The organism is Herbidospora cretacea (genome assembly GCF_001570605.1).
Classification (GTDB): Bacteria; Actinomycetota; Actinomycetes; order Streptosporangiales; family Streptosporangiaceae; genus Herbidospora; species Herbidospora cretacea.
This window is the reverse complement of the sequence record NZ_BBXG01000020.1, coordinates 26,027-40,429: the sequence shown is the minus strand read 5'-3', so window position 1 is coordinate 40,429 and position 14,403 is coordinate 26,027. Positions and strand designations below refer to the sequence as shown.

Here is a 14,403-nt window from a genome sequence, read left to right as displayed (position 1 = left end):
AGGTCGCTCGTTCGACCTCTTTCCACCGCCACTTTGGCGTTTTTCCTGGCGGGGACGACGGGTTCGACCGTCGCCCTCGCCGACCCGGGGGAGAAGAACCCCTCCGGTGTCCGGTCGCAGGTCAGCCGTGCAGTCGTCACGGCCAAGCCGGCCAAGGCCGTCAAGACGGCGAAGAAGGTCAAGCCGGTCACCCTCAACCGGTACCAGCAGGCGGTCGCGAACAGGCTCCGCAAGGAGACCCAGGTCTTCAAGGTTCGCAAGCAGCTCCAGCCCGCGTCGCTGCTGCTCAATGAAACCTTCACCGGCGCGACCATCGCCGACTCCGGCTTCGTGCCGCTCGGCACGGTCTGCCTCACCGGCGCGACCGTCGTACCGCCCCCCGGCGTCTCCGCCACCGGGCCGTGCAATCAGCCGACGCAGACGACCCCGCCGGTTCCCGCGCCCGGCGTGATCCCCGGTTATCTGCAGCTGACCGACAACGCGAACTACCGGGTCGGCGGCGTCGTCTACAACCGCGCCCTGTCGAACAACAACGGCCTCGTCGTCGAGTTCGACCAGTTCCAGTACGGCGGCAACGGCGCCGACGGCATCGGCTTCTTCCTGGTCGACGGCGCGGCCGAGCTGAAGGACGACGGCGCCGACGGCGGCTCGCTCGGCTACGCCCAGCGCAACCTGACACCCGGCGTCGACTCCGGCTACCTCGGCGTCGGCCTCGACGCCTACGGCAACTTCGTCAACGACGGCGAGAACCGCGGCAACCAGTGCCCCGCGAACAAGAAGTCGCCGATCGCGACCACCATCCAGGTCCCCGACACCGTCACGGTGCGCGGCCCCGGCCAGGGTCTGATCGACTACTGCTGGATCGCGACCACGATGACGCCCGACGCCACCAAGCCGGCCGGCTTCGTCACCACGCTGCCCGGCAGCCTCCGTGACCCGGGCGCCGGCCCCGGCCCGGCGCTGCGCCGGGTCCGCATCACCCTCAGCTCCGCCGAACTGCTGCACGTCGACATCGACTTCAACGACGGCAACGGCTACCAGCGCGTGCTGGACAAGCAGCTCGACGAGCCGGCCCCGCCGACGGTCAAGTTCGGCTTCAGCGCCTCCACCGGCGGTCTGATCGACACCCACCTGATCAGGAACCTGGTCGTCGGCTCGGTGACGCCGCTCCAGCTCCTGGACCTGGTGACCACCGTCCAGAAGCAGGACCAGCGGCCGCCGTCGGACCCGCACGTCGTGGGCGACGTCGTCCACTACGACTTCCTGGTGACCAACACCGGCCCGAGCCCGCTCACCGGCGTCTCGGTGAGCGACCCGACGGCGACGAACATCGTCTGCCCGACGACCACGCTCGGCCCGGCGGGCACCGCGTCGGCGTCGATGACCTGCACCGGTGAGCACACGATCACCGTCGCGGACGCGACCGGCAAGGACACCTTCACCACGACGGCGACCGCGAACGCGACCTCGATCGGCGGGCCGATCAGCTCGAACCCGTCGTCGGCCACGGTCCCGGTCAAGCAGCTCACCTCGATGCTGGACATCGCGGAGACCGTCACGCCCGACCCGGCGAAGGTCGGCCAGAAGGTGACCTACACCATCACGGCCACCAACACCGGCGGCGTCGCGCTGAACCCGGCCACGCTGAGCGACGACCTGTCGAAGGTGCTGGACAAGGCGACGTACAACAACGACCTCACCGCGACGGTCGGCACCGCCTCGATCACCGGCACCACGCTGACCTGGTTCGGCAACCTGCCGGTCAACGCGCAGACGAAGATCACCTTCTCGGTGACGACGCACCTCGACTCGGGCGGCCAGACGCTGACCGACGTCATCACCTCCTCGACCGCCGGAGCCGACTGTGTCGTGACCCCGTCGGCGGAGTTCTCGGTCCAGCGCCGCGCCGGCCGTCAGGCCCCGCTGCCCTGTGGCAAGTCGGTGCCGATCACGCCCGACCCGCAGTCGCTGACCCTGACCACCACGGTCACCAACCCGCGTCCGCCGACCAACCCGTTCAAGGCGGGTGACGAGGTGGACTACAGCTTCACCGTCACCCACGGCGGCGTCGGCACGGTCACCGGCGTCAAGATCAACGACCCGGACGTCACCAACGTCGTCTGCCCGAGCACCACGCTCGGCCCGGAGGGCACCCCGTCGGCGACGATGACCTGCACCGGTTCGCACGTCATCCAGCCGAACGAGACGCTGACCGGCACCTTCACCACGAAGGCGACGGCCACCGGCACCTACAACGGCGCCACGGAGACCTCGAACCAGACGACCACCTCTGTCCCGGTCGTCGTCGAGAAGCCGCAGATGACGATCGCCGAGACCGTCTCGGCCAAGACGATCGACGTCGGCGGCACGGTCACCTACACCATCACGGTGACCAACACCGGCAAGCTGGCGATCGCGCCGGCGAGCATCACCGACAACCTGTCGAACGTGCTGAACAACGCCTCCTACAACAACGACCTCACCGCGACGCACGGCACGGCCGCGATCAACGGCAACACGCTGACCTGGTCGACGTCGAACCTGGCGCCTGGTGAGTCGGAGCAGATCACGTTCTCGGTCACCGCCGACCAGAGCGCCGGCGGCACCAGCCTGACCGACTCGATCACCTCGCCGGTCACCGGCGCGACCTGCGCCACCGGCCCGACCACCGCGCTTCCGTGCACCAGCACGGTCGCGGTCGCCGCCGCGCCGCAGAAGCTGATCCTGACGGCCGCCGTCTCGAACCCGCGTCTCCCCGACAACCCGTTCAAGGTCGGCGACACGGTCAACTACACCTTCACGGTGACCCACCAGGGCATCGGGTCGGTGACCGGCGTGCAGATCTTCGACCAGAACGTCAGCCCGATCACCTGCCCGCGCACCGAGCTCGGCCCGCAGGGCACCCCGACGGCCACGATGACCTGCACCGCATCGCACGTCATCACCGCCGAGGACGCCCGGGACGGCACCTTCACCACGCTGGCCCAGGCACAGGGCAACGACGGTGGCGCGCCGATCGCGTCGAACCAGACCGAGACCTCGGTCCGGACCGTCGTCGTCAGGCCGATCCTGCACATCGCCGAGTCGGTCAGCACCACCTCGACCCACCCGGGCGGCGTGGTCACGTACACGATCCACGTGACCAACGCGGGTCTGCTCGACATCCCGGGTGCGCAGCTCGTCGACAACCTGTCGAACGTGTTCAACCACGCCAACTACAACAACGACCTGGCGTTCTCGTCGGGCGTGGCCGGCATCTCCGGCACCAACCTGACCTGGGTCGACTCGCTCGTCCCGGGTGAGACCGAGACCATCACGTTCTCGGTGACGGCCCGCCAGGACGCCGGCGGCGACACCATGCAGGACCACGTCAGCTCGGCCACGCCGGGCGCGACCTGCACCACTCCGTGCGGCCCGGTCGTCACGATCAACGCCGACCCGCAGGAGCTGCAGCTCACCACCACGGTGCTGAACCCGCGCACGCCCGACAACCCGTTCCAGGTCGGCGACACCGTCCAGTACCGGTTCACGCTGACCCACCAGGGCATCGGCAACGTCACCGGGATCGTCGTCGACGACCCGACCGTGTCGAACATCGTCTGCCCGAGCACCACGCTCGGCCCGCAGGGCACCCCGTCGGCGACAATGGTGTGCACCGCCTCGCACGTCATCACCGGCGAAGAGGCGAAGACCGGCACGTTCACCACCTACGCCCAGGCGTCGGGCACCGACACGGACGGCCCGCTGGCCTCGAACCAGAGCCAGGCCACCGTCCCGGTCAAGATCCTGCTGCCCAATGTGTCGGTCGCGCAGACCGCCACCCCGAACCCGGTCCGCGCCGGCCAGATCGTCACCATCACGGAGACCATCACCAACCTCTCCGGGTACGCGCTCTCGCCGCTGCAGATCCACACCGCCCTGGTCGACGTGCTGAACAACGGCACGCTCGTCCCGGGTTCGATCGCCAGCTCGACCGGCGCCGCCACGATCACCGGCACCACCCTCAACTGGGAGGGCTCGCTCGCGAACAACGCGAACGTCGTCATCACCTTCCAGATCAGGGCGAACAGCAACGCGGCCGGCCGCAACCTGGTCGACGAGGTCAGCACCACCGTCGCCGACACGATCTGCCTGCCCGGCTCGACCGCCGCGCCGTGCACCGTGACCGTCGGCGTCAGCCGCGCCTTCCCGCCCCGCCCGCCGCACCACCACTGCAAGTGGGGCTGGGACAAGAAGAAGAAGCACTGCTGGTGGCCCCGGCCGCACAAGCCGGTGAAGCCCTTCCCGATCGACCCGGTCGACCACGAGGAAGAGGCCGAGGAGGAGCGCGAGGATGAGGACGACGACCTCGACGAGGGCCGCCACCACCACAAGCCCCGCCACCACCATCACCACAAGTGGCACCACGGCCACCATCACCATCACAAGTGGCACCACGGTCACCGCCACCACCACAAGTGGCACCACCGTCACCACCACCGCGGCTGGGGCGAGTGGGGCTGGAAGCACCACCACAAGCCCCACAAGTTCGTGAAGGTCGCCAAGAAGGTCAAGGTCAAGGCCAGGAAGACGTGGGCCTGCCGCACCATGACCGCCGAGGCCACCTGCGCCCCCCTGGGCGACGGCACCAGCCAGTACGTCCCGGGCCTGGGCACCCTCGCGGTCGCCCGCCTGGCGCTCTGACCGAAGAACACTCCACACGGTCGCCCGCGTCCTCCCCGGAGAACGCGGGCGACCGCCTTTCAGGCCCTTCTCCGTTACGGCTCCGCCCACCCCGGCGCCGCCCGCCGCACCCGCGTCCTCCGCGCGTCCGGCGGCAACCGGCCGCGCGGGCTCCCCGCCGCGACGACGGCCCGTCTCAGCCCGTGAAGGCCGCCGCGTTCTCGCGGACCCAGTCGGCGAACGTGCGGGCCGGGCGGCCCGTGACCTGTTCGACCGTGGGCAGGACCGTGCGGCCCTGGACGGGTGGGTCGGTGCTCATCTGGAGCATGAAGGCGATGTCGTCCTCGTCGAAGCCCCACGACGCCCAGTGGGCCGTCATCTGCTCGGCGGTCAGTTCCTCGTAGCGGATGTCGCGGGCGAGGACCTTCGACAGCACCGCCACCTTCTCCGGGACGGTCAGCGCCTCGGGGCCGGTGATCCAGTACTCCTCGCCCTGGTGGCCGTCCTCCGTCAGGGCGGCGGCCGCCACGGCCGCGATGTCGGACTCGTGGACCGTCGAGCTGGGCACGGTCGCGAAGCCGTGTCTCACCACGCCCTCCGTCCTGATGGTGTCGGCCCAGTCCAGGGCGTTGGACATGAACTCGACGGGGGCCAGGCCCGTCGGGCGCAGGCCCGCCTCGCGGAGGGCGAGTTCCAGCGGGTCGGCGTCGGGGGAGCCGCGCAGCAGCGTCACCCGTTTCAGGGCCCTGGCCGCCGTCGCGATGGCCGAGGGGTCGCCGGCGAAGGTGATGAGGTGGGCGGCGTCCACGTCGTCGAAGAGGCCCGAGGGGTGGGACAGGTCGCCCTCGACGATCTCCACGCCGTCGGGGAGGTTCGCTTGCGCGGGGTTCCGGGTGAGCGCGCGGACCTCGTGGCCCGCCTCGATGAGCTGGGTCACCAGGGGGCGGCCGACGTTGCCCGTCGCGCCGGTGACCAGGATGCGTGTCATGCCGCCGACCCTAGGAACCGATGCGGTCAGAACCTGGCCTCAGATCGACTCGGCCCTGCCCTTCCGCCAGTAGCCCATGAAGGCGACCGCCTTCCGGTCGAGGCCGCGCTCTCCCACCAGGTGGCGGCGGAGCGTCTTGACCACTCCGGCCTCCCCGGCCAGCCACACGGAACAGGCCGCCGGGGGCGTCTCGGGGATCTCCCACAGGATGTCCTCGTCTATGTCGACGTCCTCGACCTGAGCGGGGGCGGCCGGCGGGATGAGGCGGGCCGCCGCGGCCTCAACCGCCTCGACCAGCCGCGATCCGTGTTCCGCGCCGTCGCGGGGGAGCCAGGTCACCCGCATTCCGGCGGGGGCGGTCTCCGTCAGGACGTCCACCGCCTGCGGCACCTCCATCAGCGCCTCGCCGGTGACGTCGGCGGGGAGCTGCTCCAGGATGCGCATGATCGCCGGGACCGCCGTCTCGTCGCCCGCGAGCAGCAGGGTCCCGCCCTCGGCGGGGAGCTTGAACTCCAGGCCGCCGTAGGGGCCGCCGTGCCGGGCGTCCGGGCCCCACAGCGCGCAGCGGTCGTCCTCCTGGACGTTGGCCGCCCACCTCACGGCCGGGCCCAGGTGGCCGTCGTCGGGGTGCATGATGACGTCCACGTCCACCTCGGCCTTCTCGGGGCGGACGGCGCGGACGGTGTAGGTCCGGAACGGGTTCTTCCGGTCCGGCGGCAGGGCGCGGTAGCGCTCGTACCAGTCGGGGCCGTCGGGGAACAGCAGGGTGCCGTACTCGGGGATCGGCAGGACCAGCTTGATCCGCTGGTCGTAGCCGGGGTCGGCGAAGTGTTCCAGGTCGTCGCCGGTGAAGGTGACGCGGAGGAACGCCGGGCTGAGCCGGTCGACGCGGCGGACCCGCACCTGGAAGACGTGCCAGGGGTCGTGCATGTCAGGACTCCTGTCCCGCTCGTGACCGCCACAGCAGCCAGACGAAATACGGTGTGCCGAGCATGGCGGTGACCAGTCCGGCGGGGATCTGGGCGGGGGCGATGACCGTCCGGCCCAGGGTGTCGGCGAGGCTGACCAGCAGCGCGCCCAGCAGGGCGGCGACCGGCAGGACGCGGGTGTGCCGGCCGCCCGCCAGGGCGCGGGCGGCGTGCGGGGCGACCAGGCCGACGAAGCCGACCACGCCGATGGCCGACACCGCCGTCGCGGTGAGCACGACCGCGCCCGCCAGGGCGGTGAGCCGGGCCGGTTCGACCGGCACGCCCAGGATGCGCGGGGTGTGCTCGTCGAGGGAGAGCAGGTCGAGCTCCCTGCGCTGCCCGGCCACCAGCGGCACCACGACCGCCAGGGCGATCGCCACCGGCAGCAGTTGCAGCGGGGTGCGGCCGTAGGTCGAGCCGGAGAGCCAGGTCAGCGCCGTGGCGGTGTTCCAGGGGTCGGTCTCGACGATGATCAGCACGGTCAGCGCCGTGCCGGCCGAGGCGACCGCGAAGCCCATCAGCACCAGCCGGTCTGAGCTCAGCCCGCCCTTCCACGCCAGGCCGTAGACCAGCCCAAACGACACCAGCGCGCCCAGCCCGGCCGCGCCGGTCACGGCCCACAGCCCGGCCGCCGGGGCGAAGGAGATGATCGAGATCGCGCCGGCCCCGGCGCCCGAGGTGATGCCGAGCACGCTCGGCTCCGCCAGCGGGTTGCGGCAGACGGCCTGGATGATCGTCCCGGCCACCGCGAGCGCGGCCCCGGCCAGCACCGCCGCCAGGACGCGGGGATAGCGCTGGTCGAGCACGAACGTGATGCCCATGCCCGTCCGGCCCTGGAACCACAGCGCCACGTCACCGGTCCGCAGGAAGGTGTCCCCGAGGAGCATGCCGAGCACGACGGCCCCTGCGAGCAGGACCGTACCGCCGGCGACGAGCAGGGTGAAGACGGCGCGGGACCGGTGGGCGGCGGCCCGGATGCCGGGCGGGCGGCGGGCCGGCCCGGCGTCGCGGTGCCGCCGGGCGAGATAGATCATCACCCCGGCCCCGACCAGCGCCGTCACCACTCCGGGCGGCACGTCGACCCCGGACTGGCCGCCGAACAGTGCCCGCAGCGACACGTCGGCGGCCAGCACCACCAGCACCCCGGCCAGGCCGGAGAGCGGGACCAGGACCCGGTGGGCCAGCAGACCGGGCAGCCAACGCCCGGCCAGCCGCACGACCACCGGCGCGCACAGCCCGACGAACCCGACCGGCCCGGCGATCACGACCGCCGAGGTGGCCAGCAGCACGGCGAGCAGGGTCACCCCGAACCGCAACCGGCGCACGTTCACGCCGAGCACGGTCGCGCCCTCGTCGCCGAGCCCGAGCACGTCGAGCCGGGGCCCGAGCAGGGTCCCGGCCGCCAGCGCGACCAGGATGATCGGACCGACCTGCGTCACGACCGACAGGTCCTTCTGGGTCAGCGCGCCCGAACCCCAGGCGTACAGGCCCGTCGTCTCCTGCTGGAACAGGATCATCATCAGGTTCGTCAGCGCCGTGAACGCCAGCGCCGCCGCCGACCCGGCCAGGATCAGCCGCGTGGTGCCGCTGCGCCCGCCCGCCGACACCGCCATGACCAGCCCGGCCGCCGCCAGCCCGCCGAGGAACGCCAGCCCGCCCGACGGCAGCGTCGGCAGGTTGACGCCCAGCGCCGCCCCGGCCACCACGGCCAGGTACGCGCCGGAGGAGACCGCCAGGGTGTCGGGCGAGGCGAGCGGGTTGCGCGAGATCGACTGGAGCAGCGCCCCCGACGCGCCCAGCGCCAGCCCGACCGCGACGGCGGCCAGCAGACGCGGCAACCGGGAGGCCAGCAGCACCCGCATGGCCTCGTCCCCGGTGTCGAGCAGCTCGAACAGCCCGACCGAGGAGGTGCCCTGGGTGATGTGCACCGCCGCGACCACGACGATCGCGCCGACAGCGATCAGCCCGACCCCGGCGACACCCAGACGCCGCCGGGTGCCCGTGGGGCTCGCGGCTTCCGGGGTCGTCAGGCGGAGATCGGTGTTCAAGCCGTGTAGGCCTTCACGAGCGCGTCGGCGTACTGGCCCAGGGAGAGGGGGCCGCCGAAGGTCCAGATGCCGTCGGGGAGCTTGGTGAGACGGCCCTTCTTCACGAAGGGCAGCGACGTCCAGATGGCGTTGTTCCTGAGGTCGTCGGCGAAGACGTCGGCGCCGTCGCTGGCGTTGTAGAAGAAGCGGATGTTCTCGTCCTTGAGCGGGGTCAGGCCCTCGACGTCGGTGGTGCCGAGGCCCCAGTCGGGGTCGACCTCGCCCTCCCAGGCGTTGCGCAGGCCGATGGCCTCGGCGGTCTCGGCGACCAGGGCGCCCTTGCCGAACAGGCGGATCGACACGCTGCCGCCCTCCGACCAGCCGTCGGCCATCGCGAACGGGCTGCCCGCCGCACCGGCGGCCTCCAGGGACGACTTCGCCGAGGCGAACCTGGCGTCCATGTCGGTCAGCAGCTTGTCGGCCTCGGCCTGCTTGCCGACGGCGGTCGCGATCATCTTCAGGTCGGCGCGCATGCGGCCGAGGTTGTCGGTGGCGAAGGAGCCCTTGGGCACCAGCACCGGGACGAACTTCTCCAGCTGCGCCACCAGCGGACTGTTGGCCGGGGCCTCCATGACGACCAGGTCGGGCTGGAGCGCCGCGATCGCGTCGACGCTCGGCTCGCCCCGGGTGCCGACGTCCTTGACCGACGGGTCGAGCGGCGCGGCGGTGACCCAGGTGGCGTAGCCCTTCACGTCGGCCGCGCCGACGGGCATCACACCGAGGCCGACGAGCATCTCGATCTCGCCCCACTCCAGGCCGACGACCCGGGTGGCGGGCTTGGCCAGCGTGACCTCGCGGCCGAGCGAGTCGGTGAGGGTGATCGGCTGGGCGGAGCCGGACGCGGCGGGCGCGGCCGGAGCGGGGGCTGCGGCGGGCTCGGTCGTGCCGCACGCGCCCAATCCCAGGACGGCGGCGATGAGGAGCGCGGTGCGCAGGGGCTTCATGGAGGGCAGTCCTTCAAACGGTGGAACGGGGGGACGGGTCGCTCAGACGCTGATCCGGCGCGAGTGACGGCCGACCGGGCGGGTCCGGATCGCGGCGCCGTCGTCGGTGACCTCGACGCGGATGCCGTAGGCCTCGGTCAGGTTCGCCTCGGTGAGGACGCCGGCGGGGGAGCCGACGGCCCTGATCCGGCCGCCGTGCAGCAGCACGATCTCGTCGGCGACGGCGGCGGCCTGGTCGAGGTCGTGCAGCACGACGCCGACGGCGACGTCGTGGTGGTCGGCCAGGTCGCGCACCAGGTCGAGGAGTTCGACCTGGTAGCGCAGGTCCAGGAAGGTCGTGGGCTCGTCGAGCAGCAGCACGCCGGTCTCCTGGGCCAGGCACGTGGCCAGCCAGACCCGCTGGAGTTCGCCGCCGGACAGCTCGTCGGCCGGGCGGTCGGCCATGGCGGTGGTCCCGGTCAGGTCCATGGCCCGCGCCACCGCCGCCGCGCCCTCGGGGTCGTCGGCGCGCCAGCGCCCCCGGTGGGGATGGCGGCCGTACGAGATCACGTCCCGCACCATCACCCCCGCAGGCGTCGGGCGTGACTGGGACAGCAGGGTGACCTTCCTGGCGAACTCGCGGGGCGCGAGATCGAAGACCGAGGTGCCGTCGCCGAGCCGTACCGAACCGGAGACCGGCTCGTGGAGGCGGGCCAGCGCGCGCAGCAGGGTCGACTTGCCGCTGCCGTTGGGGCCGACGAGGGCGGTCACCCGGCCGGGCCGCAGCTCGATCCCGGCGTCCCGGACGACGGGAGCGCCGTGATAGGCGAGGGACAGGCCGGAGCCGCGCAACGCTGAGGTTTCGGTCACGGGGCTTAGGTTAGGCTAACCTTTGTTGACGTTCAAGTTCGGGCAAAAAGGACGGGCGTATCGGTTTCATCCCAGGGAATCTGCTCACGCGCCCGTTAGATCGCCACCACTGGTGGCAGATTTCCCGCCATGGAGCGCCACGAGTCCGACGGATTCCTGATCATCCCGTTCGCCTCCGCCGAGGCGTTCGCCGACTGGCTGGAGAAGAACCACGCCCACGAACCCGGCCTCTGGCTGAAGTTCGCGAAGAAGGGGCGCGGCATCCCGACGATCACCTTCGAGGAGGCCCTGGAGACCTCGGCCTGCTACGGCTGGGTCGACTCGAAGATGTACCGCTACGACGACGACTACTACATCCTGCGCTACCAGCCCAGGAAGAAGACCTCCAAGTGGTCGCCGCGCAACAGCGACCTGGCCCAGCGGCTCATCGACGAGGGCCGGATGCGCCCCGCCGGGCAGGCCCAGGTCGACCAGGCCAAATCCGACGGCCGGTGGTCGGGGACCAAGGCCTGACCCGTCAGCGCACGGCGGTGAGGACGCAGTCGCCGCAGATGCCGCCCACCCGGTAGTAGAGACAGCACGACCGCCGGACGCCCCGCCGGTCGAGCCGGCCGGCGAGGGGACCCTCGGCCAGCAGCTCCCGCCCCAGCGCCTCGGCCCGGGACGCGCTCCCCGGCCGGGCCCGGGCGACCGCGCCGACCGCGCCGGCCAGCGCCGAGGCCGCGTTGCCGTAGAGGACCTGCGGCGACACCCACGGCAGCGCCGCCACCAGCGGTCCGAGCGGGAACCTCGGCCCCTCGCGCAGCTCCGGCACGCTCACCCCGTCGTCCGACCAGCGCGCGTCGGCCAGGTCGAGCGAGACGCCGTGGGTGGCCCGGAGGCCGACGTACGGAGACCAGAGCCGCGCCAGCACCCCCTGGAACAGGATGGACGCGGCGACCCTGCGGTCGAGGGTGAGCAGCCGCTTCGCGGTCGCGTCGATGACCGCGTCGCTCTTCAGGTGCTCGACGAGCGGGAGCCCGCCGCCCACGCCGAGCGCGAAGAACGCGTTGATTCCGGCGACGTCGGCGACGGCGGCCTCGATGGTCGTCATTCGGCCGATTATCCAGCCGATGTCCGGGTGAGCCGCCGGGCTTCGACGGGAACTGCTGGAGATGGTCAGGGTGATCGGGGAGTGGGCGCACGCTACCCGGCCGCGAACTCCCCGGTCGGCGGGATCTCGGTGATGACGTCGATCAACACGCCTTCGGGCGCCGCCACGATGAAGTGACGCTGGCCGAACTCCTCGCTGCGCAGGTCCAGAGCGGGTTCGAGGCCGCCCTCGACGACCAGCCGCCGCCATTCGGCGTCGACGTCGTCGACCTCGAAGTTGAGCAGCACCCCGCGGGCCGGCTCGCGGTAGCCGGCCGGGATCGTCGGATGCGCCGGGTCGAGCAGGGCCAGTTCGTAGCCGCTGGGGTTCTTCAGGCTGACGTACCAATCGGCCTCGAAAACGATCGAGAAGCCGAAGTTCCGCACGTAGAAGTCGCGGGACTCGGCGATGACCGGAGTGGCGATCACGGGATAGAAACTCGACGTCTTCATGTCCGGTACGCTATTTCGCATACCGACGGTATGTCAATTGGGAGATCACCCGTGCGAGCCGAACAGAAAGAGCGCACCCGCCTGGCCCTGATCGCCGAGGCCCGGCGGCTGTTCGCCGCGCGCGGCTACGCCGACGTGGGGCTGAGCGAGATCACCGCCGCCGCCGGGGTCACCAAGGGCGCGCTCTACCACCAGTTCGACGGCAAGGTGGCGCTGTTCCGGGCGGTGCTGGAGGCGGTCCACCGCGAGATCGCCGACCGCGTCGTGGCGGCGGCCGAGGGCGATCCGTGGGCCGCCTTCGTCGCGGGCTGCCAGGCCTTCCTCACCGCGACCACCGACCCGGCGCTTCAGCGCATCCTGCTCGTCGACGGCCCGGCGGTCCTCGGCTGGGCCGAGTGGCGCGCCTTCGACGAGGCGACCTCGGCCTTCCACCTGGAGGAGGCGCTCACCGGCCTGATGCGCCTCGGCCTGCTCCCCGAACGGCCGGCGGCCCCGCTCACCCGCCTGCTCTCCGGCGCGATGAACGAGGCCGCGCTGTGGCTCGCCACCGAGCCGTCGGCCCTCGACGACACCCGGCGAGCCCTCACCGAACTGCTGGAATCGCTCAGATGTAGGTGACCGTGCAGGGGACGCCGTTGAGCGTGATGCCGGTCGGGTTCACGTAGGCCCCGGTGTGCGTCGCCACGAAGCCGATGGGCGCGGAGGTGGTCCCCGGGGCGATCGACGGAGCCCACGACGGGTTGACGGCCTGGAGGCTCGGCGGAGTCTGGGTCCAGGTGGCGGTCCACCCGCTGCTCATCGTCTCGTTCCCGGCGAAGACGATCTGCAGGATCCAGGGGCTGAAGGTGGACGTCCCGGTGTTCTCGATGGTGATGGATGTGACGAAGCCGCCGGTCCAGTTGGTGGCGTCGTAGGTGACGTCGCAGGAGTACGACATCGCGTGGGCGGGAGCGGACGTGCCGAGCACGAGGGCGGCGGCGACGGCGAGGGCGGTCAGGAACCTCATGCGCGGATGGTCCGGCGGGAGATCCACACGGTCAATGGAACGATGCATGACCCCAGGTCAGCGCGATGAATCTTTCACGTGCCAGGGGCGGTCGGGCTCAGTGGCCGCGCCCCGCTCGGCGACCCTGACCCCGTAGACGTGGTCGCCGACGACGCCCAGGTAGGTGTGGCCGGTCAGGTGGCACCAGGCCGGCAGGTCGATGGGGGCCGCCGGGTCGGTGGCCCGCAGGTGGACGGTCGTCCCCGGCGTGAGCGAGTCGACCAGCCCGCGCAGCTCGATGAGGAGCAGCACGCAGCGACGGTCGCCGCCGTCGAGCACCACCGGTTCGTTGGCCATGAGACAAGTCTCCCCCAACCAGGTCAAGCGAATGCGGGCGGGGATCATGCCGCAGTCCGTCCACGAAAGGGAGTTTCGGCAGTAAAACCGGCTGAATGTCGGATTGCTAGCGTGGCCGGGGCCAATCGATGTCAGGGGGAACGACATGGGCAAGGTCACCGTCGGCCGGGAGAACAGCGACACGATCGACATCCATTTCGAGGACCACGGCTCCGGACGGCCGGTCGTCCTGATCCACGGCTACCCGTTGAACGGCGCGTCCTGGGAGAAGCAGCAGCGGGTCCTGCTCGACGCCGGGTTCCGGGTCATCACCTACGACCGGCGCGGCTGGGGCAAGTCGAGCCAGCCCACCAGCGGCCACGACTACGACACCTACGCGCACGACCTCAAGATCCTGCTCGACCACCTCAACCTCCCCGAGGTCGACCTGGTCGGCTTCTCCATGGGCACCGGCGAGGTCACGCGATACCTGGGCAATTACGGCAACGACCGGGTCCGCCGGGCGGTCCTGCTGGCCGCCATCCCGCCGTTCCTGCTCAAGACGGCCGGCAACCCCGAGGGCGTCGACAAGTCGGTCTTCGACGGCATCAAGGAGTCCGTCGCGCACGACCGGCCCGCCTACTTCACCAAGTTCCTGAACGACTTCAACAACGTCGACATGTACATGGGCACCCGCATCAGCCAGGAGGCCTGGAACAACAGCTTCATGGCCGCCTGCCTCGGCAGCCCCTATTCGGCCTACAAGTGCGTCGACACCTGGCTGGAGGACTTCCGCGGCGACCTGCCGAAGATCGACGTGCCGGTCCTGCTGGTCCACGGCGACCAGGACCGCATCCTGCCCTACGCCAGCACCGCCGCCCGCCTGCCCGGCCTGATCAAGGACCTGACCTTCGTCACGATCGAGGGTGGCCCGCACAACATCGGCTGGACCCACGCGGAAGAGGTCAACAAGGAACTGCTCGACTTCCTGGAGCGGTAG

The 14,403-nt window shown here is 71.1% G+C and carries 13 protein-coding genes; 4 read left to right on the top strand and 9 right to left on the bottom strand.

Annotated elements, in window-relative coordinates; genetic code table 11:
• The first annotated feature begins 33 nt into the window (after positions 1 to 33).
• Complete coding sequence (locus AW270_RS30175) at positions 34 to 4,683, top strand: CLIPPER-2 domain-containing protein (protein ID WP_061299520.1); 4,650 nt, start codon at positions 34 to 36, stop codon at positions 4,681 to 4,683.
• 175 nt (positions 4,684 to 4,858) lie between these two features.
• Here the strand turns inward: AW270_RS30175 and AW270_RS30170 are convergent, their stop codons facing one another.
• From AW270_RS30170 to AW270_RS30150, 5 genes are read right to left on the bottom strand one after another with little or no spacing between them, the layout of a single operon-like run.
• On the bottom strand, positions 4,859 to 5,650 hold the full coding sequence (locus AW270_RS30170; RefSeq protein WP_061299519.1) for an NmrA family NAD(P)-binding protein: 792 nt from the start codon (positions 5,648 to 5,650) through the stop codon (positions 4,859 to 4,861).
• Positions 5,651 to 5,689: 39 nt separating this feature from the next.
• A complete protein-coding gene (locus AW270_RS30165; RefSeq protein ID WP_061299518.1) occupies positions 5,690 to 6,580 on the bottom strand; it encodes a siderophore-interacting protein in 891 nt (296 codons plus the stop codon).
• Between the two features lies 1 nt (position 6,581).
• Entirely contained in the window at positions 6,582 to 8,666 is a 2,085-nt protein-coding gene (locus AW270_RS30160; protein ID WP_082801935.1) for an iron ABC transporter permease, read from the bottom strand.
• Complete coding sequence (locus AW270_RS30155; protein WP_061299517.1) at positions 8,663 to 9,649, bottom strand: ABC transporter substrate-binding protein; 987 nt, start codon at positions 9,647 to 9,649, stop codon at positions 8,663 to 8,665. Before AW270_RS30155 ends, AW270_RS30160 begins: the two co-directional genes overlap by 4 nt.
• A 42-nt stretch (positions 9,650 to 9,691) precedes the next feature.
• Entirely contained in the window at positions 9,692 to 10,498 is an 807-nt protein-coding gene (locus AW270_RS30150) for an ABC transporter ATP-binding protein (protein WP_157522827.1), read from the bottom strand.
• Between the two features lie 129 nt (positions 10,499 to 10,627).
• Here AW270_RS30150 and AW270_RS30145 point away from each other — a divergent pair, with 129 nt between their 5' ends.
• Positions 10,628 to 11,011 carry a YdeI/OmpD-associated family protein gene (locus tag AW270_RS30145; RefSeq protein WP_061299515.1) on the top strand — a complete coding sequence of 128 codons (384 nt, stop codon included), beginning with the start codon at positions 10,628 to 10,630 and terminating at the stop codon, positions 11,009 to 11,011.
• Positions 11,012 to 11,015: 4 nt separating this feature from the next.
• Here AW270_RS30145 and AW270_RS30140 read toward each other — a convergent pair whose 3' ends face one another.
• Both AW270_RS30140 and AW270_RS30135 read right to left on the bottom strand, forming a co-directional pair.
• Positions 11,016 to 11,591, bottom strand: a complete 576-nt coding sequence (locus tag AW270_RS30140; RefSeq protein ID WP_061299514.1) for a (2Fe-2S)-binding protein — start codon at positions 11,589 to 11,591, stop codon at positions 11,016 to 11,018.
• Between the two features lie 92 nt (positions 11,592 to 11,683).
• Positions 11,684 to 12,082 (bottom strand): VOC family protein, encoded by a 399-nt coding sequence (locus AW270_RS30135; protein WP_061299513.1) that lies wholly within the window; start codon positions 12,080 to 12,082, stop codon positions 11,684 to 11,686.
• Between the two features lie 30 nt (positions 12,083 to 12,112).
• On the opposite strand from AW270_RS30135, the gene AW270_RS30130 reads away from it, so the two are divergent.
• Entirely contained in the window at positions 12,113 to 12,700 is a 588-nt protein-coding gene (locus tag AW270_RS30130) for a TetR/AcrR family transcriptional regulator (RefSeq protein WP_061299512.1), read from the top strand.
• On the opposite strand, the gene AW270_RS30125 is transcribed toward AW270_RS30130, so the two are convergent.
• Both AW270_RS30125 and AW270_RS30120 read right to left on the bottom strand, forming a co-directional pair.
• Complete coding sequence (locus AW270_RS30125) at positions 12,687 to 13,088, bottom strand: cellulose binding domain-containing protein (protein ID WP_061299511.1); 402 nt, start codon at positions 13,086 to 13,088, stop codon at positions 12,687 to 12,689. The genes AW270_RS30130 and AW270_RS30125 overlap by 14 nt on opposite strands.
• Positions 13,089 to 13,145: 57 nt before the next feature.
• Complete coding sequence (locus AW270_RS30120) at positions 13,146 to 13,424, bottom strand: sulfurtransferase TusA family protein (protein WP_061299510.1); 279 nt, start codon at positions 13,422 to 13,424, stop codon at positions 13,146 to 13,148.
• A gap of 145 nt (positions 13,425 to 13,569) precedes the next feature.
• Here AW270_RS30120 and AW270_RS30115 point away from each other — a divergent pair, with 145 nt between their 5' ends.
• Entirely contained in the window at positions 13,570 to 14,403 is an 834-nt protein-coding gene (locus tag AW270_RS30115) for an alpha/beta fold hydrolase (protein WP_061299509.1), read from the top strand.

Excerpts from the sequence above, each read along its gene's own strand:
- AW270_RS30125 (WP_061299511.1), bottom strand. The coding sequence starts at position 13,088 with ATGAGGTTCCTGACCGCCCTCGCCGTCGCCGCCGCCCTCGTGCTCGGC.
- AW270_RS30115 (WP_061299509.1), top strand. The coding sequence starts at position 13,570 with ATGGGCAAGGTCACCGTCGGCCGGGAGAACAGCGACACGATCGACATC.
- AW270_RS30130 (WP_061299512.1), top strand. The coding sequence starts at position 12,113 with ATGTCAATTGGGAGATCACCCGTGCGAGCCGAACAGAAAGAGCGCACC.
- AW270_RS30170 (WP_061299519.1), bottom strand. The coding sequence starts at position 5,650 with ATGACACGCATCCTGGTCACCGGCGCGACGGGCAACGTCGGCCGCCCC.
- AW270_RS30145 (WP_061299515.1), top strand. The coding sequence starts at position 10,628 with ATGGAGCGCCACGAGTCCGACGGATTCCTGATCATCCCGTTCGCCTCC.
- AW270_RS30165 (WP_061299518.1), bottom strand. The coding sequence starts at position 6,580 with ATGCACGACCCCTGGCACGTCTTCCAGGTGCGGGTCCGCCGCGTCGAC.
- AW270_RS30155 (WP_061299517.1), bottom strand. The coding sequence starts at position 9,649 with ATGAAGCCCCTGCGCACCGCGCTCCTCATCGCCGCCGTCCTGGGATTG.
- AW270_RS30120 (WP_061299510.1), bottom strand. The coding sequence starts at position 13,424 with ATGGCCAACGAACCGGTGGTGCTCGACGGCGGCGACCGTCGCTGCGTG.
- AW270_RS30140 (WP_061299514.1), bottom strand. The coding sequence starts at position 11,591 with ATGACGACCATCGAGGCCGCCGTCGCCGACGTCGCCGGAATCAACGCG.
- AW270_RS30135 (WP_061299513.1), bottom strand. The coding sequence starts at position 12,082 with ATGAAGACGTCGAGTTTCTATCCCGTGATCGCCACTCCGGTCATCGCC.